Here is a 24534-nt window from a genome sequence, read left to right as displayed (position 1 = left end):
CCGGGCACCGGCCTCACCAGGCCCGGAACCAACTCCCGCCCGACGTGAGCGAGGAACCCGCCGCCGAACGCCAGCACGGCCATCCCGACAAACTCCTACGCACCCGCATCCTCGGCGGAGCGATCAACGAGTACCGATATGCGGCTTGACCAGCAGCAATGACTTTCCAAGCGGCACAAGGTCGCCAGATACAACTTCCCTTCCCGCGTGCTGAGTTCAGTCATGTCGCCGACGAGCCGCATCCCGGGCCGGGGCGCGGTGAAGTCCCGGCCGATCAGGTCGAGCGCGAACACCGCCCGCTTCGCCTGCCGGGTCAGGCCCCGACGCCGGCGGCGGGTGATCCCGACGATCCGGTGCTTGCGCATCAGCCGCTCGATCTTCTTGGAGTTCACCACCCGCCCGGCCCGCCGCAGGGCGGCGTGGATCCGCGGGGCCTCGTAGGCACCGCGAGATCCGGCGTGAAGCACCCGGATCTCACCCACCAGCACCTCCTCGGCCCGCTCCCGCACCGTCCGGGCCGGCCGTGACGCCCGGTGCGCGTAGTAGGTGGAACGGGGCACTCCCAGCACACGGCACAGAAACGCAACGCTGTGACCTGCGGGATTACCATCCGATGCCTTCTCCGTATCGATGAAACGACACCGTGCCGCGGTGTCTACCTCATCTTGTCCTGAGCGACGAAGGCGGTCGTTTTTCCCAGAACCTCGATCGGGGCCTCCTGCTCGCGGACCTTCCGTCGCAGCCGGACCAACTCCTCACGCTCCGCAGTGGTCAAAGCCCTGGCGGGTCCCTCACCGCGGTCGACCTTCGCCTGCTTCACCCATCCGCGTAGCCCTTCCGGACTCACGCCCGGATCCCTCGCGACCTCGGTGACCGTCTTCTCCGAGGACAACGCCAAGGCGACCGCGTCCCGCTTGAACTCGGCCGTGTACCGCTTACTCATGTTGCTCTTGCTGCTCACTACCTGTGACTGCTTCCTGCGGGACCATCCGTCCCAGTATCAAGCTGTCCGGCCGGCAGGGGGGGAACCTCAGGACCGGGCCCGTCGAAGCGCTGTACAGGCTCAGGCGGGCATCGGTGCCGGACGCAGCGACGCGAGCGGAGAGCGCCGGAGTCACCTCACGCTGACCGGTTCGGCCTCGTCGGCCAGGTCGGTCAGGATGTCGCTGATGCCCTCGATCAGCCGTGAGAAGTCCTTATCGCCCAGCCCCGCCCGCACGCACTCCACGACACGGCCGGCCCATTCCACCCGCGGGGCAAGGTGCAGGGCAGCGTCCAACCGCTCGTGGGGGATCGAGCTCCTGGAAGATGAAGTGCAGGAAGCCAGCGGTCATCAGGGCGCCTGGGGCGGTGTACTGCCGGTGAGCCTCCGCCGCCGCCCGGACCAGGCCTTGGGCATTGGGCATTGGCCGGGTCATACGTCTTCATCGCGGTCTCGAGCAGAGCCCACGCGCCTGCCAGGTGGGCATCCATTTGCCGGCGCCGCCCCGGGACGGGCGGATTGCCGAACCGGCGCGCAACTTCCCCATGCAACTCTGCGCGATCGATGACGTCATTGAGGTCCATGCCCGTATCGCTATCCCCGCGGACAGCCGAGCGCATGAGACATAGCCGCAGGGCACGCCCCGTTCACCTCGATGGCGCAGTGCCGCGAGCGGAGCGCCCGGCCGGCCAGGATGCTCCCCGAGCAGGCAGCGGTGGCACGACACCGACCGCGGCACTGCCGGCACCTCTGCGCTCGGCCTGCTCACGCAGGAAGCGGCGCTCCTTAATCCGCCGACGCACCTGCCACCAGCGGGCGGTGTAGGCAAGGTCTTCCCGGCAGACGTCCAGGAACGCATCCCGGGCGGCCACCACAGCACCGGCCTGCTGCTGGAAGTGGTCGGCGCTCTTCTCGTTCAAGTCCAGGTCGCCGGTCGCGGCAACAAGGGTCTCCGCGGCGGCGATGACGTGCACGCTGCCGCACAGCCGCACGCCCTGCAGCGCGCCGATGAGTTCACTGCTGAGCTCCCATGCCTGGGGCAACTGGCCAAGCAACACCTTGTTCGCCGCCCGCCCGACCTCACGCCGGAGGTGGGCGAACTGGTAGCCGTAGCCGAACGAGCGGGCGGAGGCGTCCAGCAGCCGCCGGTATGCCTCCGCGCGGTCCTCGTTGCTGCCAGCCGGGGCACGCCTGTGGGCCGGTACCGTCCGATCAGAGCGCTGGCCACGCTGCCCGTGGCCTTGATGCCGGCAGCGGCCATGCCCGGCGTTATGAAGGTCATGCCCGGTTCTACCACCCGGCGGTCCCGGCGCTGGCCGGGACGCCGCAGCAGCCGAACCAGGCGAGCCGTTCCGTAGGCGGTGCTGGTCAGATTGCGCAGCAGCGTCAGGGCATCGCTGTCGGGCGCAGCCGCCAGGTCCGCCACCCGAGTGGCTGCGCATAGCCCGGCGAGCGACGAACAGCTCCGTTCGCCAACGACACGAGGGCCCCGGCCGCATTCCCAAAGCGTGGGCATACTGCTGGCCATGACGACCCCGCTGCGTACCCGCGTATACGTGATGACCGTCGCGGTGCTGGTGTCCGTGGTGGGCAGCGGAGCCTGCTTCGGCTTCGTCCTGGACGGCTGGGTGGGCGCCGTGGTGGGCGCGACTACCACCAGTCTGGGCGCGGGATTCGGCATGCTTGTCCGCCCCCGGCCCGCAGCGACTTCCGTCCAGGCCGTCAGCGGCGACGGCTATGCGGAAGGGATCGCCGACACGGTCCTGTTGAGCATCGCGATGTACGAGGCAGCGGTCTTCCCACTGACCCCTGCCGGGGCGAGCGATGAGGAGCAGGAGGCCCGTCGCACCGTCGCGTACCGGCTCTCCGCCTACGACGGCCTCCCCCGTTCCGTTCGCGTGTCGGCGGCCGCCGCGTTGGAGGCTCTCGATGACGGAGTGGACGCCGAACGTGCCCGTACTGCCGTGAAGGAACTGTCGCTCGCGGTATATGAGTGCCGCAGCGGCCGTTCTCTGCAGGGTGATGTCACCGACTCCAGCAGCGGGTAGGGATCACCTGGGATCTCGGCCCTATTGCCCAGCACACAGGCGGGCCGCAGACCTCGCCCGTTCGGGGGAACTCGGCGGCTCGGGTCTTCGGCCGGTGCGCTCGCGCCGGTTAGCATCCTGCCCGGCTAGGGCGTACTGCCGATCACCGCCCGCTTCCGGAGCCACGCCGCCGGAAGCGGGGGTCAAGGTCCTGAGGGGCCCGCTCCTTCCCGTTCTGCGTTCCGTCGTGTCCACGGCAGTCGTACGAGCCGGTGTCGGGGGCGTGGCCCGGCTCGGCAGAGGAGTACGTCATGCCGAAGAACCAGTCCACCGCCGCGCAGAGCGCCCGCAGGGCGAGCCGGAGCGGGGAGAAGTACACCGAAGTTCTGCGCCGCGCGAGGGCCGGCGATGCTCCGCACACCCCTCATGTCCTGCGGTTCCTGGCTGAGCGCTCCGGGAACCTCTACTACCTGGTTGGCGGGATCGCGGCGGCCTGGGCACACAGCGGACAGCGGGTCCTGCTCCTCGAGGAAGCCGAGGACTACTGGCGCTGGAGCATGAGCGGCGTGGGCCGCAGCCGGAGCCGCCGCAAGAAGGAGATCGAGCCGGCCACTCCGCCGGAGCCGACGACTAGGGATCGTATTGAGTTCCGATCAATGGGTGGCTCGGGTGAGGTCCTTGAGCCAGATCACATCGAGGCGCGTAGGTGGAGGCCGGCGAGGTAGCTGTCGGGAGACTTGTCGTACCGGGTGGCGATGCCACGCCAGGCCTTCATCTTGTTGATCAGCCGCTCGACGGTGTTCCTCTCCTTAGCACGTCAGAGGGCCATGCCTCCCGTTGCGTCGATGACCTGGCCGGTTACCCAGCGTGCGTCGTCGGAGGCGAGGAAGGCCACGATGTCGGCCATGTCTTCCGGCCGCCCGATCCGGCCGAGGGCGGCAAGAGACGCCGCTTGCGCCTCGGCATGCGGATCGCCCAGCAGGGTGGCCGCGCTGGCATCGGTGAGGACGGTTCCGGGGGCCACCGAGTTGACCGTGATGCCCCGGGGGCCCAGCTCCTTGGCGAGGGTGAGACTGAAGTTGTCCAGGGCTCCCTTGGTGGCGCCGTAGGCGATCATTCCCGGCGTGGCCAGGCGGGCCACGGAGCTGGAGATGTTGATGATCCGGCCCCCGTCGCGCAGGCGCGGCAGTCCCTGCTGCGTGACGAAGAACGGTGCACGCACGTTCACGGCGAAGACCTTGTCGAAGGCGTCCTCGGTCAACGACTCCAGGGATGCGAAATCCCCGATGCCGACGTTGTTGACGATGATGTCGAGCTTCCCGTCGGGCACGTGCTCCGTGCCCGCGGCGTCGAAGGCGGCCCAGAGGCGGGCCGCGTCGCCGCGTTCGCCCAGCCCCGCCTGGAGTGCGAAGGCCCGTCCTCCGTTCTTGCGGATGTTTTCGACGGTCTCGCCCGCCGCCGTCTCGTCGCGGGCGTAGGTGACGCCGACGGCGGCGCCGTCCTGGGCGAGCCGCTCCGCGATCGCCCGGCCGATGCCCCGGCTGCCGCCGGTGACCAGTGCGACCTTGTCCTCGAGTGCTCTTGCAGACATGGCGGAAGACCGCCTCCCGTTCATCGAATCGTCTCTTGAGTGCTATGGAGCGCCTAGACCAGCGGCTTGTGTTCGGGCCACCACCGCTGGACGGCTTCGACAGCCGTCGTCGGGCTGACGTTGAAGCAGAGCTTCGCGCCGGGTGCCAGCTCGTGGGTGGTGTTGACCAGCACCTCCAACAGCGGGGTCAGCTCCGGGTCCAGCCGGACGCCGGCGCCGATCAGCACGATGTCGTAGTCCTTGACGGTCAACGCGGCGCGAAAGACCGCCTCGGCCGTGCGGCCGTAGTCGAGCAGGCAGACATCGACACTGAGGCCGAGCTCCTCGAGCCGAGCCCGGCCCGCGGCCATTCCGGCCCGGACCGCCTCGGCGTCGATTTCAGGGAACGCCGCCCGTGACGAGGGCGCGTCGTCCACCAGCGCTGGATCCAGTCCGACGTTGAGCATGGACGGGGACATGTCGGTGTACCTCCGGTGACCTGGGGTTTCTCGGACCCACGGTAGGCGCCTGGAGGTCGGGCGGCCCTCCCACATTTCTGGGATACCGTGGCAAGGGTGAGTTCCCCGATGGTCCGGCGCGAGACCGTGCGCGACATCGAGGCGATCTGCCGTCTAGACCTCGACTCCCGAATAATGCGCCGCCGGATCGCCGACCGGCTGACACGCCTCATCCCGGCCGACTCCTACTGCTTCAGCACGATCGACCCGATGACGCTGCTGACCGCCGACCAAGTCAGCGCCGGGCTCGTACCGGAGGCGGCCGCGGCCGCCGCGCACAACGAGTACCTGGTGGACGACGTCCTGAAGTTCGCGGCGCTGGCCCGCTCCGAGGTGTCCGCGGGCACGCTCGGTGCGGCCACCGGCGGTGATCCGGAATCCAGCCACCGCTACCGGACCGTGCTGCCGATGATCGACGCACGGCACGAGCTGCGGGCGGGCTTCGTGGTGGACGGCCGCTGCTGGGGCGTCGTCGCCCTCTTCCGCGGCGGCCGGCGGCCCGACTTCACCCCGGCCGACGTCGGCGTCCTGCGGCGGCTGTCCGCCCCGGTCGGTGCGGCCCTGCGCCGGGCCGCCCACCGGGCACCCGACGACACCGCTGCGGGCCCGTCCGAGGCTGGAGTGCTCCTGCTCGACCAGGACTTGCGGCTGTTTTCGGAGAACCTGGCCGCGAAACTCTGGCGGGACGAGCTGGGCCCGTCGCAGGCGGAACTGCCATCCGCGATCCTGGAGGTGGCCGCACGGGGAAGAGGCGCTGAGCTGCCGGCGTACGGACGCATCCGCGGCCGCTCGGGCCGGTGGCTCTCCGTCCAGGCCTCGCCGCTGAGTGGTGGCCCGCACCCGGCGGCCATCGCCGTGACGGTACATCCGGCGCCGGCCGCCGACGTGGCCGAGATACTGCTGCTCGCGTACGGGCTTACACCGCGCGAGCGGGACGTGCTGGCGCGAGTCGTCGCCGGTCTGCCGTCGCGGACCATCGCCGTGGAACTGCACATCACCGCGGCGACCGTGCAGGACCATCTGAAGAGTGTGTTCGCGAAGACCGGTGTCCGCAGCCGCAGCGAACTGGTGGCGACGGTCCTGGGCCTGTGACCGGACGAGTGATTACTGAGTTTTTCGTTAGCACGCTGTGGGCCTCGCCGGACGGCCCCGGCGTCTTGGTGCACCACACCTGCATGTGGGAGGTCCACCACCCCTCGCGGGAGAGTGACCGCGGCTTGCCCCGCACGGACCGCAGTCCGCTCGCGGCGGCGGTGGCCGATGCCCTCGATGCCTACGACGTGATCGTCCTGCTGCCGAGGTACTGGTCCTACCCCGACCGGGAGAGCGCGACAGCGCACGTCGTTCTGAGCAATGCTCAAGACTTGTGGATCGGACTCGGGAGGGGTGCCTCGTGGCACGCGGAGGGCGTACCTTCCCGAGTGATCGACTTCTGGTCATCGAGTAGGCCCGCGTTGCAGCGCGGGTCGGGAAGGCACGCCCGTGCTGAGCGTAGTCAACGAGGACGGCACAACCCAGAGCGGCTCCCTGATGGACGACATCGTCCGTGAGGGCGCCCGTCGGATGCTCGCCGCGGCTCTGGAAGGCGAAGTCAACCAGTACATAGCCGAGTTGACGGGCGAGCGGGACGAGGCCGGTCGCCGTCTGGTGGTCCGCAACGGCCACCACCGCGAGCGGACGGTGATTACCGCCGCCGGACCGATTGCGGTGAAGGCACCGCGGGTGAACGACAAGCGGGTCGATGGCGAGACGGGCGAGCGCAAGCGGTTCTCGTCCAAGATCCTCGCCCCCTGGTGCCGAAAGTCCCCGAAGATCAGCGAGGTCCTGCCCCTGCTCTACCTGCACGGTCTGTCCTCCGGCGACTTCGTGCCCGCGATGGAGCAGTTCCTCGGCTCGGCCGCTGGGCTCTCGCCGGCCACCGTGACCCGGCTGACCAAGCAGTGGAGCGACGACCACTCCGCCTTCCAGGACCGGGACCTGTCCGGATCCGACTACGTGTACGTGTGGGCCGACGGCGTTCACCCCAAGGTCCGCCTCGGCCAGGCCCGCTCCTGCGTCCTGGTCCTCATGGGCGTGCGCACCGACGGCAGTAAGGAGCTGATCGCGCTCGCCGAGGGCTTGCGCGAGTCGACCGAGTCCTGGGCCGACCTCCTGCGGGACTGCCGCCGGCGCGGCATGCGCGATCCCGAACTCGTCGTCGGCGACGGAGCCATGGGTCTGTGGCGGGCCCTGGCCGAAGTGTTTCCGCAGGCCAGGCATCAAAGGTGCTGGGTTCGCAAAACCCGGAACGTGGTCAACACCCTGCCGAAATCGGCCCAGCCCGGCGCGAAGAAGGCGCTGCAGGAGATCTACAACGCCGAGGACCGCGATCACGCCGAGAAGGCGGTGAAGGACTTCGGGCGCGCCTACGGCGCGAAGTGGCCCAAGGCCGTCAAGAAGATCACCGACGACGTCGATGAACTCCTGGCGTTCTACGACTTCCCGGCCGAGCACTGGGTCCACCTGCGCACGACAAATCCGATCGAGTCGACCTTCAGCACGGTAAAGCTGCGGACCAAGGTCACCCGCGGCGCCGGCAGTCCGGCCGCGGCCCTGGCGATGGTGTTCAAGCTCGCCGAGTCCGCCCAGGCCCGCTGGCGCGCGATCACCGCACCCCACCTCGTCGCCCTCGTCCGCAACGGCGCCCGCTTCGAACGCGGCGTCCTGGTCGAGCGTGAGCAGGAGGCTGCGGCATGAGTGAGCGCAAGGAACGCCCGCTGCTGTTCCTGGACGTCGACGGACCGCTCCTGCCGTTCGGCGACGGCCCGCAGCGCGAGCCGTCAGGCACCGCGGCAGATTCGCACCTGACGCGGCTCGACCCGCGCGTCGGGCCTCGCCTGGCGGCACTGCCGTGCGAGCTGGTCTGGGCCACCACCTGGGAGGAGGAGGCGAACACCGACATAGCACCGCGGCTCGGCCTGCCGCCCCTGCCGGTCGTGCACTGGCCGGAACACTCCGACGCGCATGAACGCGAGGACCAGTGGTACGGGCTGCACTGGAAGACCCGAACCCTGGCGGCATGGGCGGACGGACGCCCGTTCGTCTGGGTCGACGACGAGATCACCGACGCCGATCGCGACTGGGTGTCCACCCATCACCCCACCCCGGCCCTCCTCCACCGCATCGCGTCGTCACGCGGCCTCACCAACGAAGACTTCGCACTCCTCGAGCAATGGCTGCGGGCCACTTGAGACCCCCGCGGTGATCCACAGGAATTGACAATTGCTCGTCGTTCTTGGGGAGATCGACATCTTTCCGCACACCGACTGCAGGACCGCGCTCCCGGGTCCCGGGGGCGAAGAGATGGGTGTCCCGCTGAGCCCCGAGCAGAGCGCGGCGGTTCTGCGTGAACGGTGCCTGGGCTTCCTCTTCGGATCTCCGCATCTGCCCATCCGTCTGGACGGGGTGATCTGGCAGTCGAACGGGGAGTTGCCCGTCGATGAGGACTACCTGGCGGGCGTCGACCGGGACATGAACCGCGCCGGGCTGTGCCCCCTTGGCTGGGCAATCTCCGAGCGCTGGCCTTCCCCGCACCGGGAGCTCCCCGAGCCCGGCCGGCTGAAGGACCTCAGCTTCGTCCAGCGGTACCAGCCCATCGCGGGGCGCCTGCGCAAGGCGCTGGACGTCCGTCCCTCCCGCAGGAACTGAGTGCGTTGTGGCAAACCGGATCTCGTTCGAAGCTTGCGGAGCGGGTGATCATTCGGACAGGGATGCCGGTGCGGTTGTGGGCATGAAGAAACGGGCCCCTTGGTAGTGACGTGGTTGTTGAGGCCGGTCACGAGCAAGGAGACCCGTTGTCTGACGAGTTGACCATCCCTGCTGTGCCTGCGTCCACCACGGTCATCCCCGGGTGTGACTGCTACGTGCACAGGTTCGGTTCGATCGCTCCGGGGCGGCGGGTGCGGTGCTATCCGAGTGACATGACGGACGCGGAGTGGGTCGAGTCCGCTCCGCGATGCCGGTGCCGGCCTGGCTCCTCAAGCAGGGCGGGCGTCCGGAGGCGTACTGCCACCGCGAGATGCTCGACGCTGTGCGCTACCTGGTCGACAACGGCATGAAGTGGATGGCCATGCCGGTCGACTTCCCGTACTGGCGGGCGGTCTACGACTTCTTCCGCCGCTGGCGGACCTGCGACTACGTGCGTGAACTGCATGAACGCCTGCGCTGCACGGCGAGGAAACGCTCAGGCCGCAACGCCGAGCCCAGTGCCGGAGTCATCGACAGCCAGTCGGTGGACGCCTCGGAAACCGTCGGCGAGGACAGCCGCGGATACGACGGCGGCAAGACACGTGACCGACGCAAGCGTCACATCCTGACCGATACCGAGGGTCTGCTCCTGGAGGTGACCGTGACCACGGCCGACGTGCACGACTCCAAGGCCGCCCCCGCACTGCTGGAGACGTTCATGGACCAGCCGGGACGGCTGCTGAAACTGGTGTGGGTCGACAGCGCCTACCAGGGCCCGGCGCTGGCGAAGGCGTTCGCCCGCCACGGAGTGCGCGTCGAAGTCGTGCGCCGCTCCGACGGACGGCGCGGATTTGTCGTACTGGCCCGCAGATGGGTGGTGGAGCGCACGCTGAGCTGGCTCTCCCGCTCACGCCGCCTCAACCGCGACCACGAACGCCGCCCCGACCACCACGCGGCGATGGTGTGGTGGGCCGCCGTGATCAGACTGTCCCGGCGCCTGGCCGCAGACGCTCCGCGCTGGCCGGAGAAGCGCCCCGGCCGACGGCCTCGGGCGCGGGCATGAACCGTCCGTCCTTCGCCCGCACCAGCCAGCCCCGCTTCTCCAGCACATAGGCACGGTGCCGGATCTTCTCCACCTCGTTCTTGATCTCCGCCTCCCGGCCCACCGCCCGCGTCAGCTCCACCCCGTTCACCGGCCCCGAAGCGGCCACCACCGCGGCGAACACCTCCCGATACAGGCCGCTGAGCACCTCCTCGCCCAGGCCCGACCGCCACACCGGCGGCCGCTCACCATGCCCCGCGCCCGGGCCGCTCGACCCCACGGCGGCAGCCATCTCACCACCAGAAGGCACGGAAACCGGCGTACTTACCGGGCTCTCCCCGGCCAGCACCGACACGAGCTCCTCACGCCCCACCCGGGCCCGCTCGACCCAGTCCCGCGCGGCATCCACCTCCGCCTGAGCCTGCTCGAGAACCTCCGTCCAGGACTCCAGATCCTGCCTCGCCCGCGCCTCACGCTGTTCCATCAACCCCAGCACCGACGGCATCGCACCCTCCTCGATCCACAACAAGCCGTCCGCTGCCTGCCCCTACCCCATCGCGATCATGCCCCGCACACGAAGAAGCCCCTGCTCATCGAACAGAGGCTCCCTTTGCCACAACGCACTCAGACGAGTACGCGGACAGCGTTCGTAGTGGTCCAGGCGGATGTCCCGCCAGGGCAGGCGCCGGACCTTCTCGTGCAGTCCAGGGTGGTTGCGTTTGACCACGGCGAGGTAGTGGGCTCCGCGTTCGTGCAGGTAGCAGGCGTGGTCGTGCTGGGTGTGCAGGGCGTCCGCGGTGACAACGGCGCCGGCCAGGTCGATGCCGTCCAGGAGCGGGGCGAAGGCCGGGATTTCGTTGCTCTTGCCGTCGGCCTGCCGTTGGGCGAGGACCTGGCCGCTGTGAGTCATCGCGGCGATCAGGGCGATGGCCGACCGGTCGATGGTGCGGGAGCCGCGGAGCGTCTTGCCGTCGACGGCGATGACCCGTCGTCCCGGGACCGGGGCCTTGCGTTGTTGGAGGAAGTCGCCGATGGCGCGGTCGAGGGTGTCTCCGTCCGCGGCGGCCAGGGCGAGGCGGATGGTGGTGGCGTGGGGCGGCCGGATGAGGCCGGTCAGCGGGTCGGGCCGGAACCCGGGCAGGGCCAGGACGCGCTGCGGGGCGTCGGCGACCCATTCTCCGATCGCCGTGACCGAGGCGGCGCCGGCCAGAACGGCGGCGGCCGCGGCGCTGAGCAGAGCCGTCCATGGGTGACGGATGCCGCGACGGGACCGTGGGTCAGGCACTGCGGCCAGATGACTCCGCAGGTCAGCGACTGTTTCGGGCGGGACGGAGCTAGAGGTGTCCCCCAGTTGCCGGAGGCATGAGGGCATGCGGGAAGATGGGCGCGCAGGCATGGACTCGCTCGGTGCTCATACGGACTCGACACCCACATGATCACCCGCGGCCATGCCTGTTCTACATCCAGGTGTCCCGCCGGCAGAAGCCGATAAGCCGTCACATCCGCCGCTCAGCAGGCGAACCGCCCACCTCGGCACTTCTCAAAGACCCTGGGTTTCGTCCGTTGGCAGGAATCTCCGCGCCATTACTGATGAGACCTGCATGCCGCGCATCGATCGCGCGCACGAGTGAGAACGCCTGCTGCGGTGCATCGTCTCGCCGCAGGCTGATCCCCTTCTCCGTCACCGACGGGATCGCGGCGGAAGGATGCTGCGGCGCTGCGCGTTGCCCGAGCTAGGAGACAGCGCAGGCTCGACCGATCGCAAGCCCCTTCACTGGACGGCACCGCCGGTGACGCAGGCAATGCCCACTCAAGTCTCGAAGAGGCCCGGTCGGCGAGACATCGCGGTGTGGTCTTTGGCTTGAAGCCTGATAGAGCGTCATATCGCCCGACATCCACATGACGCCGGAGGAAGGCGTCCGGGCCCATCTCGACCTGCAGGGCGGCGGTCCGGGCGGTGCGCTGCTGCCGATCCACTGGGGCACCTTCAATCTGGCGCCGCACGCGTGGGCGGAGCCGGGGGAGTGGATGAAGGACGCGGCCGGGGAGGTCGGTCAGGCGGTGGCGTTCCCGCGGCCGGGTGAGCCGTTCGAGCCGGCGGGGGAGCTGCCGGTGGAGGCGTGGTGGCGGGCGGTCTCGGGTCCGATCGCGCATCCCTGGCGGCGTCCCCGGATCGCTGAGGGTGCGGCCGGGGCGAGCAAGGGGGATCTCGACCTCGCCGGTGAGCGGTGAGGTCGGCCGGGGACGAGATCGGTGAGACGGCCCGGATACGGGGGCTTCTTCCGGCTGGGGAGCGGGATCGTGCGCTGAGGGCCTCGGACGGGGCGCCCCGCGTGGAGCGTGCTGCCGCTGCTCGGCGGTTCAGGCCCTCGCCGTCCCCGGAAGACCCGTCTCTGGTTGTCGTCCGAACACGGGTCCCGGGGCGCTGAGCCGGCCGGAGGGAGCCCAGGCTGGGCAGCGCCCGGCCGCACTGCTCGGCCATGGTCGGAGGCAGTGCCCGGTACTCCGGTCCGACTTCGCGATCTTGCCGCGGGTCCGGCTGGGACTGGGTACGGCCACCGCGTGATCACCGGGGGCGGTGTGGACTCCTGAAGATCGTGCGGTGGCCGCAGGTCGTAGCGCATAGCCTGCCCGCCGACGGCTGCCGCGCCCGCTCCGCTGCTCGGACTCCAGATGCGACCGGCTGCCGCGGCCGTGGTTCCCCGACGTCGTACCCGAGTCGGCATGCCACCACTCCCCACACGCTCCAGCCGACACCCGTATCGGCGACCCCGGCGGCGGTCACCCGGCCCAGCGCCTCGGCAGTGCCCGAACCACGGACCGCGAGGGCCGGAGCGGCACGGTGTTCGCTCGGGTGCATTTCGTTGAGTAGGGCATCGTGGCTGTGGCGATTGGCCTGTCCTGAGGGAACCGGGTCGGGTTGCCGGGTGTCGCCCGCGGTGCATGCACCGTCGGTCGGGTGCCACCTTGCCTCGCACCCCTCATCCGTGTCGTACATGCCGCCTCGGCAACCTTGTCATGCCCGCAACTTAAGTATTCATTTCGCCAGCGTTCATCTGATGATCGTTAACGGCTCATAGGTTCTCGTCCGCTTGTGCTTTCTCTGTGAAGGATGGGGACATGGGGCGGGGTTTGCGGAGGGTCGCGTTGGCGATGGCCGCGGTCATGGCGCTGCTGTCGATGACGGAGGGAATGGCCTTCGACGTCTCCCCCCCGACCGGCTGGCAGTAGCTCCCTGCTGACCGGTCCGGCGCCCGACCAGGTGTATGGCAGTGCGGACGGGCGGTCGCATACGACCACGACGGCCGACACGCGAGCGGCAGTGAAGGGCGGCAGCCGCGGTCACGAAGCCGCTCCGGGAGAACTTGGGGCGGAGCAGCCGAGGTCGGCGGCCACGAACCCGCTGGCCGACGTCGGCCAGGCGGAGTTGACGGCGCCCGAGCCGCGGGAAGTCGCGGCACCCGAACCGCGGGAGGCAAAGGGCTACGATCCGGACACCAGTCGCGAACTGCCCGGCGAGCGTGGGCGGCAGCAGCGGACCTTCAGGAACGAGGACGGCACCCTCACCACCCGCTTTTATGACGAACCGATCAACTTCCGTCTCCAGGACGGCTCCTGGCAGGAGATCGACACCACACTGGTACCACGCCTGAAGGGCGGCGGGCTCAACCGTGCGGCGGGTACCGGCGAGCCGGCCGGGTGGACCGTGACGTCCGCCGAGACCGTGTCCTCCTTCGGTACCCACGCGGACGACGAGCAGCTGGTGTCCATGGACCTGGGCGACGGCACCACTGTCGCCTTCGGTATCCAGGACGCTGTGCACAGCGCCGGTGAGACGGACGGCAGCACGATCACCTACCGCAACGTCCGCTCCTCGGCGGACGTCTCTTTCGTCGCGGGCAACAACTCGGTGAAGGAACTACTGATCCTGCACGACCGCACCGCCCCCACCGAGTGGGTCTTCCCCCTGGCACTCACCGGACTGACGGCCGGTATCGACGATTCGGGTGCGGTGGTGCTCACCGGCGCAGACGGCACGGAGCGGGCCCGCATTCCGGCCGGGTGGATGCAGGACGCGGGCACCGACCCGAACGCCAACCAGGGTGAGGTCTCCAGCGGCGTCACCTACGAACTGATACAGGTCGACGGGGCCCTCGCCCTGAAGGTGGTGCTGGACGAGGAGTGGCTGGACGACCCGGCGCGCGTCTACCCCGTCACCGTCGACCCGTCGGTGACGTCGGTGGACGCCACTTCGGGGACGTATGTGCAGTCCCCGTACGACCAGAGCTTCTCTTCCGACACCGTCCTCAAGGTCGGCACCTACGACGGTGGCGGCCACAAGGCCGCGTCCTTCCTGCGCTTCTCCGGCCTGGAATCGACACTGAAGAACGCCTGGGTGCTCAGCGCGAACCTGGCCCTGTACGAGACCTGGTCCTATTCGTGCACGGCTCGTCCGGTGACGGTGCATCCGGTCACCTCGAACTGGTCGGAGAGCACGCTCACCAAGTACCCCGGCCCTTCCACCGGTGCCGCCCTGGCCTCCAAGAGCTTCGCCCACGGCTGGCGCCCCGCCGGCACCGAGACCTGGAGTTGCGGCCGCGCCTGGGAGACCATCAAGCTCGGTTCGGCCGGTCGTAAACTCGTCGACGACTGGACGCACGGCCGCAAGAAGAACTACGGTCTGGCGATCAAGGCGTCCACCACGGACTCCAAGGGCTGGAAGCAGTTCGGCTCCGACGACAACGCCAACAAGCCCAGCCTGGACGTCACCTGGACCGCGCTCGGCGCCACCTACAAACTCGGCTCCTGGGTCACACCGGTCACCGCGAACGCCGAGGGCGCGATGAAGGTGACTGTCACGAACCAGAGCCAGGCCACTTGGCCCAAGGGCGGTAAGTACAAGCTGCGTTACCACCTGTACGATGCCGCCGGCAAGGAGATCTCCAGCAGCGCGAACCTTCTGCACACCGACATGCCGCAGGACGTCTCGCCCGGCGAGTCGGTGACGGTCGACGCCAGGATCGCGGCCCTGGACCCCGCCAAATACACCCTCGCCTGGACCATGACCGAGTACGGCAGCAGTGTGTTCACCTCGGTCGGCGTACCCGCACTGGCCATGACATTCTCCTCGGTGAACATCCCGCCGCAGCTGACCGCCGAGTCCCCCGGCAGCGGCGCGGTCTTCGACTCGCTGACGCCGACACTCTGGGCCAACGGCACCGACGTCGACCGCTACCCGAACGGCACCCTGCAGTTCACCTTCGAGATCTGCGAGGTGGAGGGCAAGAACACGCGCAAGGACTGCCGGAGCGGAACCCGTTCCACCGCCAAGCAGTGGGCGGTACCAGCCGGCTGGCTGTCCTGGGGCAAGCAGTACGCCTGGTACGCCTACGCCCACGACGGCTCCGCATCCTCCACCCGGCCCGGCGTCGCCCTGTTCACCACCCAGGTGCCGCAGCCCGGGATCACCCGGCACCTCGGCGGCGCCGACGACGGCGGCGAGTTCGGCGCCCGCGCCGGCAACTACGTCACCGCGGCCACCGACGCCTCCCTCGCCACAGCCGGCCCCGAACTCGCCGTCACCCGCACTTACAACTCCCTCGACCCCCGTACCTCCGGTACCTTCGGGGCCGGCTGGTCGACCCGCTGGGACATGCGGCTGACCGAGGAACCACAGACCGGCACCGTCCTGATCACCCTTGCCGACGGCTCCCAGGTCCGCTACGGGCGCAACCCCGACGGCAGCTACGCGGGCCCTTCCGGCGGCACCAGCACCCTGGCCCGCGAGGTCGACGGCTGGGTACTGCGCGGCACCTCCGGCACCACCTATCACTTCAGCCCGACCGGACTGCTCGCCCTGATCAAGGACGGCACCGGACGTGCCCAGTCACTGGCCTACGCACAGGAGGACGGCGGCCCGCTGACCCGCGTCACCGACGGCCTGTCCGGCCGCTACCTGGACCTGGCCTGGACCGGGGACCACGTCACCGCCGTGACCACCAGCCCGGCCGGCTCCGGCGAGCCCGGCCTGACCTGGACCTACAGCTACGACGGCGACCAGCTAACAAAGGTCTGCCCACCCGATTCGACGACCGAGTGCACCGTCTACGACTACGCCGACGGCTCGCTGTACCGGACCTCGGTGCTGGACGACAACCCGGTCTCGTACTGGCGGCTGGGTGAGGCGGACGGCTCCCTGGCCCGCAGCCAGGCCCCCTCTCGGACCGGCCTGAACAACGCCGAGTACGCCGACGTCACGCACGCCGCGCCCGGTGCCTTGTCCGGCACCGGTGACACCGCCGCCTCCTTCGACGGCACCGACTCCGTCGTGGAACTGCCCGACAGCACCGTGCACTCCTCGTCGTTCCTCTCCGTCGAGCTGTGGTTCAAGACCACCGAACCCGGCGTGCTCTTCTCCTACCAGGACGAACGCCTCAACGAAGGCAAGCCCGGCTGGTGGACCCCGGCTCTGTACGTCGGTACCGACGGCAAACTGCGCGGCCAGTTCTGGCGCGAGGGCGGCAAGGGGGCCATGACCTCCCAGAGCGCGGTGAACGACGACGCCTGGCACCACGTGGTGCTCACCGGCGCCGGCACCACCCAGGCCCTCTACCTGGACGGCACCCGCATCGGCACCCTCGACGGCGCCATCAACCACACCGACCAGGTCTTCACCTACGTCGGCGCCGGCTACACCGGCGGCGGCTGGCCTTCGCTGGACGCCACCGACACCTACGGGCACTTCACCGGCGTCATCGACGAGGTCGCCGTCTACGACCGCCCGCTGGCACAGCAATCCGTGGCCCAGCACCACGCGGCCCGGCAGCAAGCCGGACGCATGGTGAAGACGACCCTGCCGTCGGGCCTGACGCACGCCCAGGTCGTCTACGACTTGGCCACCGACCGCGCCACCGAGGTCACCGACGCCTCAGGTGGCACATGGAAGGTCTCGGCCCCCGACCACGCCTCGGGCTCGGCTGCCTATGAGCAGGCCGTCCTGTCCTCCGCACCGGCCGGCTACTGGCGGCTCGGCGACCGCCGCGGCGCCGCGGCGGTCAGCGCCCTGCCCGAAGGAGCCGACGGTTCGTACGGCGACGGGGTCGCCCTCGCGGCGAGCGGCGCCTTCGCCGACGGCGACGACACTGCCGCCTCCTTCGACGGTACCTCCGGCTACGCCGAGGTACCGGGTGACGCTCTGCACGGTTCGACTGATGTGGCCGTGGAGTTGTGGTTCAAGACCGCCAAGGCGGGGGTGTTGGTGGGTGACCAGTCCCGGGCGATCGACGATCCGGCCGGTGTGGGTGGTTCCTGGACGCCTGTGCTGTACGTCGGCACGGACGGCAAGCTGCACGGCAAGTTCTACGTGAACTCGTCGGTGACCGGTACAGCGTTGAATTCGACCGCGTCCGTGACCGACAACGAGTGGCATCATGCGGTGATCTCTGCCTCGGGCACGACACAGACGTTGTATCTGGACGGGGTGAAGCAGGGCACGATGACCGGTGCGGTCAGTCACCAGGCCAACACCCGTACCTACATCGGCGCCGGCTTCGCCGCCGCGGCCTGGCCCAGCAGCCCTGGCGACATCAGCCACTTCACCGGCAGCATCGACGAAGTCGCCATCTACCAACATCCGTTGACCGGTCAGCAGGTCTCCGCCCACTACCGCTCCGCGGTCGAATCGGACACCTCCGCCCTGCTGTCCACGGTCCGGGTGACCGACCCGCTCGGCGCCGTGACCGCCACCACCTACGACGTGCTACGCGCGCAGCGCACGGTCGCGGCCACCGACGCGGACGGCGGCATCACCGCCTACGCCTACGACACCGGCGGCTTCCTGCACACCGTCACCGATCCAGCCGGCCACACGACCATCACCGGCCACGACGCCCGAGGTAACACCGTCTCCCTCACCACCTGCCGGGACGCCGACTCCTGTTGGACGTCCTTCACCGACCACTACCTCAACCCGGACGACGAACTGGACCCGCGCAACGACCGGCCGGTCACCATCCGCGACGCCCGCTCCTCGGGCCCGGATGACGACCGCTACGCCACCGAGATGGCGTACACGGCCTCCGGCAGGCCCACGACCACCACTCTGGCCGACGGGCGCACCAGTACCAAGACCTACACCGACGGCACCGAGCCCGCCGTGGGCGGCGGCACCACCCCGGCCGGGCTGCCCGCCTCCGACACCACCACGGGCGGCACGGTCTCGACCTACGCCTACTTCGCCAGCGGCGACCTTGCCCGAGTGACCTCCCCATCCGGGCTGGTCACGCAGTTCACCTACGACGGCCTGGGCCGCAAGACGACCGAGACCCAGATCTCGGACACCCACCCGGACGGCGTGACCACCCACTACACCTACGACGCCGCATCCAGAGTCGTCACCGAAACCGGCGCCGGAGTGAAGAACGAGATCACCGACGTCACCCACACCGCGAGGATCAGCCGCACCTTCGACCCGGACGGCAACCTGCTGACCGAGACCACCGAGGACACCACCGGCGGCGACCCGGCCCGCACCATCACCCACACCTACGACAACCACGGCCTGCCCGACACGGTCACCGACGCCGAAGGCAGCACCACCACCTACACCCACGATGCGCTCGGCCGCGTCAAGAGCGAGACCGACCCGGCCGGCACCACCGTCACCTACGCCTACACGCCCCGCAGGCAGCTCGCCGAGACGGTCCTGAAGGACTGGACCGGCGACCCGACCGGCGAGGTCCACGACCTGGTGCTCGAATCCCGCGCCTACGACCCGGCCGGCCGCCTGGCGTCCACCACGGACGCCATGGGCGCCACCACCTCGTACACCTACTTCGACGACGGCCTCACGGCGACCGTGACCGCCGAGCAGGTCACCAAGTCCGACGGCACCCGGCGCGACATCGTGCCGGAGTCCAACAGCTACGACGGCACCGGGCACCTCACCCGACAGATCACCGGCGGTGGCACGACCACGGTCACCCACCAGGTGGACGCGACCGGCCGCACCGTGAAGTCCGTCCTCGACCCGGCCGGCCTGAACCGGGTCACGACCTTCGCCTACGACGGCGACGACCGGGTCACGGAGCAGACGCAGCCGATCACCGGCGACAGAACACTGACCACCACATCGGACTACGACACCGCAGGCAACCCGGTGCGGCAGACCATCACCGACGGGGACACCACCCACACCACCACGCACAGCTACGACGACCGCGGCCTGCCCCTGACCACCGTCACCCCGCGCGGCAACGCCGCCGGCGCCGACCCGACCGCATACACCACGACCTACCGCTACGACGCCCTGGGCCGCCTGGCCCAGCAGACCGCCCCACCGGTCAAGGCGGAGCAGAACGGCGAGGAGGCCACCACGGTCGAGCCGGTGACCCTGACCGGTTACAACACCTTCGGCGAGGTTACCGGGACAAAAGATCCGCGCGGCAAGGTGGCCCGTGCCGAGGTCGACGCCATGGGCCGTACGACCGCGGTCACCCTGCCCGACTACACCCCGCCCGGCGGCACCGCCCCGCTGACGGCCACCACCCGCACCACCTACAACGCACTGGGCCTCCCGGCCACGGTCACCGACCCACTGGGCCGCATCACCCGCTACGGCTACGACCAGTTCGGCCGGCTGACCAGCCGGACGGACCCGGTGGCCGGCGCGGTGGACGCCCTCGCCGCCGCCGAGACCGACCCGGACCTGATCATGGGACCGTCGGTGAGCGCGGACGGCGGCGGAATCACCGCTTACACCTGGACCCCGACCGGTCTCCAGCTCTCGGTCACCGACCCGACGGGCGCCCGCACCGAGGCCACCTACGACGACCTCGGCCGACAGCTCACCGCGACCACCGTCGAGCGTCATCCGGTCGCCCAGAACCTGACCAGCCGTTACACCTGGGACGACGCGGGCAACCGGACGGCGTCGACGACACCGGGCGGCATCACTACGACCGGCACGTACAACGCGGCCGGTGAGGTGCTGTCGGTGACGACCCCGGCCGGCACCACCCGATACGGCTACGACGGCCTCGGCCGCCGGACGGAGACCACCGACGCCACGAACCGCCGGACCACGACCGCCTACGACACCCTCGGCAACGCGACCGCGGTCACCGACTACGGCACCAGCACGTCGGCGCTGCGCACACTGGTCGCCGAGTTCGACGCCGACGGCAACCGGACGGCAGTCATCTCTCCCGAGACCCGGGCCCGCACGACCTACACATACGACGCGCTCGGCCGCATGACCAAGCAGGTCGAACCGGTCTCCGCCACCGAGTCGATCACCACCACCTTCGGCCACGACGCGGCGGGCAACCGCACCCGGCTGACGGACGGACGCGGCAACACCACCGTCTACACCTTCAACAGCTGGGGTCTGCCCGAGTCCACGATCGAGCCGTCCACCGCCGCCCATCCGGAAGCGGCCGACCGCACCTGGACCACCGTCTACGACCAGGTCGGACAGGCGGTGACGGAACTCCTGCCCGGAGGGGGCAAGCGCGAGAGCACCTACGACGGCCTGGGCCGCCTCATCCACGAGACCGGCACCGGCGCGGAGGCGGACACCACCGACCGCACTCTCACCTACGACCTGGCGGACCGCCTGACCTCGGTCGGCACCACCGACCCGCTCACCCCGAACACCTACACATACAACGACCGCGGCCAACTCCTCACCGCAGCGGGCCCCGGCGGCACGGTCGACTACGCCTACGACGCCGACGGCCACATGACCGAGCGGTCGGACGCGAAGAACACCACCTCCTACGGCTACGACTCAACGGGCCGGCTGGAATGGCTGTGGAACGAGATGACCGGCGCGGACATCTGGTACGAGTGGGACGCCGCCGGCCGCCCCGTCATGGAGCAGTACGCCATCCAGCCGGACGGCTCCACGGAATGGACGGAATCGGCCCGCCGCTCCTACGGCTACGACAGCCTCGGCCGCCTCACCGACGACATCATCACCACCCCCGACGAGACGACCGAGATCGCGTCCACCACCTACGCCTACGACCTGGCCGACCGCCTCACCTGGAAGCGGACCAGCGGCACGGCGGGCGCGGGCGAACACGTCTACGGCTACGACCAGGCGGACCGCCTGGCCTACTGGACCAGCGGCGATCAGACGACCCACTACGAGTGGGACGCCTCCGGCAACCGCGTCAAGGCCGGTCAGGCCACTGCGGCCTTCGACGCACGCAACCGCCTGCTGACCGACGGCACCTCGGCGTACACCTACACCCCCCGCGGTACCCTCGCCACCGTCGAAACGGGGTCCGACACCCGGTCCTTCACCTTCGACGCCTTCGAACGCAAGGTGACGGACGGTTCATCGACGTTCGGCTACGACTCGCTTGACCGCGTTGCCACGAACGGCACTGCGACGTTCCGGTACGACGGCGGCTCGAACAACCTTCTCGGTGACGGCACCACGGACTACAGCCGCACCCCGGCCGGCGCCCTGCTGGCCAGCACCGACGGCACCACCGCCCAGTGGTCGGTGACCGACCGGCACACCGACCTCGTGGCCGGCCTGTCCGTCGAGGGCACGACGGTCACCGGCTCCACCGCCTACGACCCCTCCGGCACGGTCACCGCCACCGACGGCAGCATGCCGGCGGTGGGCTACCAGTCCGGCTGGACCGACCCGCAGTCGGGCGACGTCAACATGGCCGCCCGCTGGTACCAGCCCGGCACCGGCGCCTTCGCCTCCCGCGACACCTGGCAGCTCGCCCCGAGCCCGTCGGTACAGGTCAACCGCTACACATACGGCAACGCCACCCCGCTCAACGCCACCGACCCCACCGGGCACGCCGTTCCCTTCGTCATCATCGGCGGAATCGCGGCCTGGAAGGCACTGGGGTGGGGCGTCTTCGGCACCGTCGCAGTCGGTGGCGGAGCCGTCGTCGCCGACCAGTACCTGCGCAACCGGTCCTCGGGGACCACGAGCCGCAGCCGCGGTTACACCTGGAGTCCGAACAGCGGAGCGGGCGCGGCCGCCGCAGGCGTCGCCGCCCAGGCGGCGGCCGCCGCCTACCAGGCATGGCGGAACTCGCTGGCGAAGGAGCGGGACAACGCCTACGCGTCGGCTGCGGCCCTGGCCCAGCAGTTGGCGGACCAGGCCCGACGCGGCGGTGGGGGCGGCGGGTACGGCGGCGGGGGCAGCGGTTACGGCGGGGGTTTCGGTTCCTTCTACGGCGGCGGCGGTCCGCGCGGCTTCAAGGTGACCGCGCCGCCCAAGCCGCCGATCATCCAGAACCCGAAGGGTCCCGGTACCAAGGTCACGCGTACCCCGAAGCCGGACTGGGATCCCTGGAAGCCCACGCCCGAAGAAATCCTCAAGGCGGTGAAGGTAGTCCACCGAGCCCAGGACCTGATCGACATGGTCACGGGCGACGACACCTACACCCCCACCGAAACCACTCCGCAGACTCACACGGCCCCCGGCACCGACCCCGGCACCGGCCGCGGCGGCGACTGCCGGCGCGGCGGCGAGGGCTGGGTCGAGCCCGGTGACCTGGACAGCGCCCACGGCGACCGGGCCACCGGGGTGGAAGCGTGCTTGGACAGTGCCTACCTCAAGACCCACCCCGGTTCGGCAACTGACCCGGACAAGGTTGCGCCCCCCGGGTACAAGTGGGCCCGGGACTACGCCGGTTACCTTGGCAACCGGCCCCCCGGGCAGTGGGTCAACGCCTGCCACCTACTCGGTAAGGACCTGAGCGGGAATGGCCTGCAGCTGGAGAATCTCTCGACCTGTGCCAGGTCGGCGAACGCCAACCGCATCTCCCCGAATGATCCTGGAATCGTCGAGAACATGTACTTTTACGAGAAGCAGGTGAAGAACGCGATCGACCAGGGTCAGGTCGTCCATTACCAGGTGACTCCGGTCTACATGGGCCCGAGGACGGTGCCGGTGGCCTACGAGATGACGGCACATGGCACTCTGAACGGCAAGCCCGGTCTGTCACTGGACGACGTGGTGCCGAACATGATGTACAGCAACAAGTTCAAGGGCTGGTACAACATCGGGGGTGTCACCTACAAGGGCAAGGCGGTACCGACTGGAGCCACCCCGTAGGGGAGCGATGGGCGAATCTCCGAAGGACGCGGAACGAGGAGTGTTGTGAACGACAAGCTGAACCGGCTGACGGATAAGGTCTCCATGCTCCACCCCTCTGGTGAGGCAGGGGACGAGATCGTCTGGAAGGCCGCTGCGACTGACCTCGGCGTGGTGTCGTTCCCGGCCGACTACCGGGCGTTCGTCGCTGCCTTTGGTGCGGGGTCGTTCGAGGACAGCCTGTTCGTGTCCGTTCCCCGCCCGGGAGAGTCAGCCGCCCCACTGACGGTAGGTCGGCTGCCGGACGAGGTACTGCGGTCGGACGTGCTGGACGCCTGGCAGTGGACGGAGGACGGCCCCCGTCACCGCTTGGAGGACATGCTGGTCTGGGGAGAGACGAACGGCGCGGACGCCTTGTGCTGGGTGACTTCGGACCCGGATCCGGACCGGTGGCCCGTGGCGGTGTGGGCACGGCAGAGCGGCGGGTGGGCCGTCTACGAGTGCGGGATGACCGAGTTCATCGCACGCGTCCTCGAAGGTGACTTCGATGAGTGTCCCCTGAGCGTCACGACGCTGTGGCGGAGAGGAAGCGCGCGCTTCCTGAACTTCAGGGAGGAGGAGCGCTTTCTGGACGAGGGCGTGGACCCCTGGACGGGCGAATCGACGGATCCCTTCGCTGGCTTGGAATGACACCCTCCACCAATCGAGGAGAGACGATCTTCTATGCGCCCAAGGGTGGGCAAGGAGCGGGCGAACTTCTCCGCCAGAACCGCCTCGATCCCCTCCACCACAACAGCACCCTACGGCCCCAACAGCCGGAGCAGACACCGAAGTTATTTTTCGGCGGCTCCCAGGGTCTTTGAGAAGTGATCTTGTGTCCGGGTTCGTCATGTCAGTCCGAGGGCGGTGAGAGGCCGTAGGTGGTCTCGAGCGGTGCGGCGGAGGGCGGCTGCGATGTTGGTGTGGCCGTCCTGGCGGTGGACGCCGATGGCGAGGTTGCGTAGGCCGGCCATGACGCGGGGCAGGTGGTGGGTACGGATTTTCGAGGCGTCCTCGTGGAAGGTGCGGTCGCGGACGTGGTGGAGCTGGTTCTCGATGCGCCAGTGGCCGCGGATCCAGGCGGATAGTTCGCTGCCGGTGGCCTCGCCGGGCGGGAGGCTCGTGACCAGATGGATTCTTTTGATCGTCAGTTTGCCGGTGCCCAGGTCCCTTCTCCAGCGGACGACTTGGAGGGCCTGGCGGGCGTGCGGGTAGCCGCGGTGGGCGAACACGGCCGTCTTGAGACGACGAATCTCCTCGCGGTGGTGGCCGCGTTCGCGTTTGTCGGCGTACAAGAAAACGTGGCTCTGGCAAGATTTTCGTAGCCGGAGATCATCTTGGTGACACGGTGGACCGGTCCGCGTAGCGGGCAGCCTGTGGTTGTGCTCTGTTGAACTGGCAAGCCTGTTACCGCAGTTGACTAATGTGCTGGTGGTCTCGGCCGATGTCTCTGATGCTGTCGTGGCGGTCCGCGCCCGCACGAGGTCCGGTGTTCCAGCGGGATGTACCGGATGCGGCCACCTCAGCGCGTGGTGTCACAGCCGCTATCTACGGC

General features: G+C 69.3%; 17 protein-coding genes and 2 pseudogenes. 9 read left to right on the top strand and 10 right to left on the bottom strand.

Annotation, left to right across the window (positions count from 1 at the left end):
* Positions 1-95 precede the first annotated feature (95 nt).
* From ORI94_RS33945 to ORI94_RS33930, 4 genes are all read right to left on the bottom strand, one after another.
* Positions 96-488, bottom strand: a complete 393-nt coding sequence (locus ORI94_RS33945; protein WP_323056115.1) for an IS3 family transposase — start codon at positions 486-488, stop codon at positions 96-98.
* A gap of 167 nt (positions 489-655) precedes the next feature.
* Positions 656-943, bottom strand: a complete 288-nt coding sequence (locus ORI94_RS33940) for a transposase (RefSeq protein ID WP_266082771.1) — start codon at positions 941-943, stop codon at positions 656-658.
* 171 nt (positions 944-1114) lie between these two features.
* The gene (locus ORI94_RS33935; protein WP_266082769.1) at positions 1115-1279 is read right to left on the bottom strand and encodes a hypothetical protein; all 165 of its coding nucleotides are present in this window, start codon (positions 1277-1279) and stop codon (positions 1115-1117) included.
* A gap of 350 nt (positions 1280-1629) precedes the next feature.
* Entirely contained in the window at positions 1630-2037 is a 408-nt protein-coding gene (locus ORI94_RS33930) for a hypothetical protein (RefSeq protein WP_266082767.1), read from the bottom strand.
* Between the two features lie 471 nt (positions 2038-2508).
* On the opposite strand from ORI94_RS33930, the gene ORI94_RS33925 reads away from it, so the two are divergent.
* Positions 2509-3030: a hypothetical protein gene (locus ORI94_RS33925; protein ID WP_266082765.1), complete on the top strand. Its 522-nt coding sequence runs from the start codon at positions 2509-2511 to the stop codon at positions 3028-3030.
* Between the two features lie 632 nt (positions 3031-3662).
* On the opposite strand, the pseudogene ORI94_RS33920 reads toward ORI94_RS33925, so the two are convergent.
* The 3 genes and pseudogenes from ORI94_RS33920 to ORI94_RS33910 form a co-directional block, all read right to left on the bottom strand.
* Positions 3663-3820: pseudogene (locus ORI94_RS33920) on the bottom strand (IS5/IS1182 family transposase); the annotation flags it as partial.
* Between the two features lie 6 nt (positions 3821-3826).
* Positions 3827-4600 (bottom strand): SDR family oxidoreductase, encoded by a 774-nt coding sequence (locus tag ORI94_RS33915; RefSeq protein ID WP_266082764.1) that lies wholly within the window; start codon positions 4598-4600, stop codon positions 3827-3829.
* 53 nt (positions 4601-4653) lie between these two features.
* Complete coding sequence (locus tag ORI94_RS33910; protein WP_266082762.1) at positions 4654-5058, bottom strand: hypothetical protein; 405 nt, start codon at positions 5056-5058, stop codon at positions 4654-4656.
* Between the two features lie 96 nt (positions 5059-5154).
* Between ORI94_RS33910 and ORI94_RS33905 the strand changes: the two genes are divergently transcribed.
* The 5 genes from ORI94_RS33905 (at position 5155) to ORI94_RS33885 (ending at position 9886) form a co-directional block, all read left to right on the top strand.
* Positions 5155-6189 (top strand): helix-turn-helix transcriptional regulator, encoded by a 1035-nt coding sequence (locus ORI94_RS33905; RefSeq protein WP_266082760.1) that lies wholly within the window; start codon positions 5155-5157, stop codon positions 6187-6189.
* A 390-nt stretch (positions 6190-6579) separates the two neighbouring features.
* Positions 6580-7833, top strand: coding sequence for an IS256 family transposase (locus tag ORI94_RS33900; RefSeq protein ID WP_266082758.1), 1254 nt, complete (start codon positions 6580-6582; stop codon positions 7831-7833).
* The gene (locus tag ORI94_RS33895) at positions 7830-8327 is read left to right on the top strand and encodes an HAD domain-containing protein (protein ID WP_266082756.1); all 498 of its coding nucleotides are present in this window, start codon (positions 7830-7832) and stop codon (positions 8325-8327) included. Before ORI94_RS33900 ends, ORI94_RS33895 begins: the two co-directional genes overlap by 4 nt.
* A gap of 31 nt (positions 8328-8358) precedes the next feature.
* Positions 8359-8784 carry a hypothetical protein gene (locus tag ORI94_RS33890; protein ID WP_266082754.1) on the top strand — a complete coding sequence of 142 codons (426 nt, stop codon included), beginning with the start codon at positions 8359-8361 and terminating at the stop codon, positions 8782-8784.
* 286 nt (positions 8785-9070) lie between these two features.
* A complete protein-coding gene (locus ORI94_RS33885) occupies positions 9071-9886 on the top strand; it encodes an IS5 family transposase (protein ID WP_266082752.1) in 816 nt (271 codons plus the stop codon).
* Here ORI94_RS33885 and ORI94_RS33880 read toward each other — a convergent pair.
* Together ORI94_RS33880 and ORI94_RS33875 are read right to left on the bottom strand one after the other, a co-directional pair.
* Complete coding sequence (locus ORI94_RS33880) at positions 9804-10370, bottom strand: hypothetical protein (RefSeq protein WP_266082750.1); 567 nt, start codon at positions 10368-10370, stop codon at positions 9804-9806. The genes ORI94_RS33885 and ORI94_RS33880 overlap by 83 nt on opposite strands.
* A gap of 42 nt (positions 10371-10412) precedes the next feature.
* Complete coding sequence (locus tag ORI94_RS33875; protein ID WP_266082747.1) at positions 10413-11237, bottom strand: ISAs1 family transposase; 825 nt, start codon at positions 11235-11237, stop codon at positions 10413-10415.
* Positions 11238-11752: 515 nt separating this feature from the next.
* Here ORI94_RS33875 and ORI94_RS33870 point away from each other — a divergent pair.
* The 3 genes and pseudogenes from ORI94_RS33870 to ORI94_RS33860 form a co-directional block, all read left to right on the top strand.
* A pseudogene (locus tag ORI94_RS33870) lies at positions 11753-12097 on the top strand (MBL fold metallo-hydrolase); the annotation flags it as partial.
* 1090 nt (positions 12098-13187) lie between these two features.
* Positions 13188-22961 (top strand): LamG-like jellyroll fold domain-containing protein, encoded by a 9774-nt coding sequence (locus tag ORI94_RS33865; RefSeq protein ID WP_266082745.1) that lies wholly within the window; start codon positions 13188-13190, stop codon positions 22959-22961.
* 45 nt (positions 22962-23006) lie between these two features.
* Positions 23007-23630 carry a hypothetical protein gene (locus ORI94_RS33860; RefSeq protein ID WP_266082743.1) on the top strand — a complete coding sequence of 208 codons (624 nt, stop codon included), beginning with the start codon at positions 23007-23009 and terminating at the stop codon, positions 23628-23630.
* 197 nt (positions 23631-23827) lie between these two features.
* Here ORI94_RS33860 and ORI94_RS33855 read toward each other — a convergent pair whose 3' ends face one another.
* The gene (locus ORI94_RS33855; protein WP_266082741.1) at positions 23828-24274 is read right to left on the bottom strand and encodes a hypothetical protein; all 447 of its coding nucleotides are present in this window, start codon (positions 24272-24274) and stop codon (positions 23828-23830) included.
* Between the last annotated feature and the right edge of the window lie 260 nt (positions 24275-24534).

The sequence above is a fragment of the Streptomyces sp. NEAU-W12 genome, from assembly GCF_026242095.1.
Classification (GTDB): domain Bacteria; phylum Actinomycetota; class Actinomycetes; order Streptomycetales; family Streptomycetaceae; genus Streptomyces.
The sequence above is the reverse complement of the archived record's forward strand: the minus strand, read 5'-3'. Positions and strand labels throughout refer to the sequence as shown.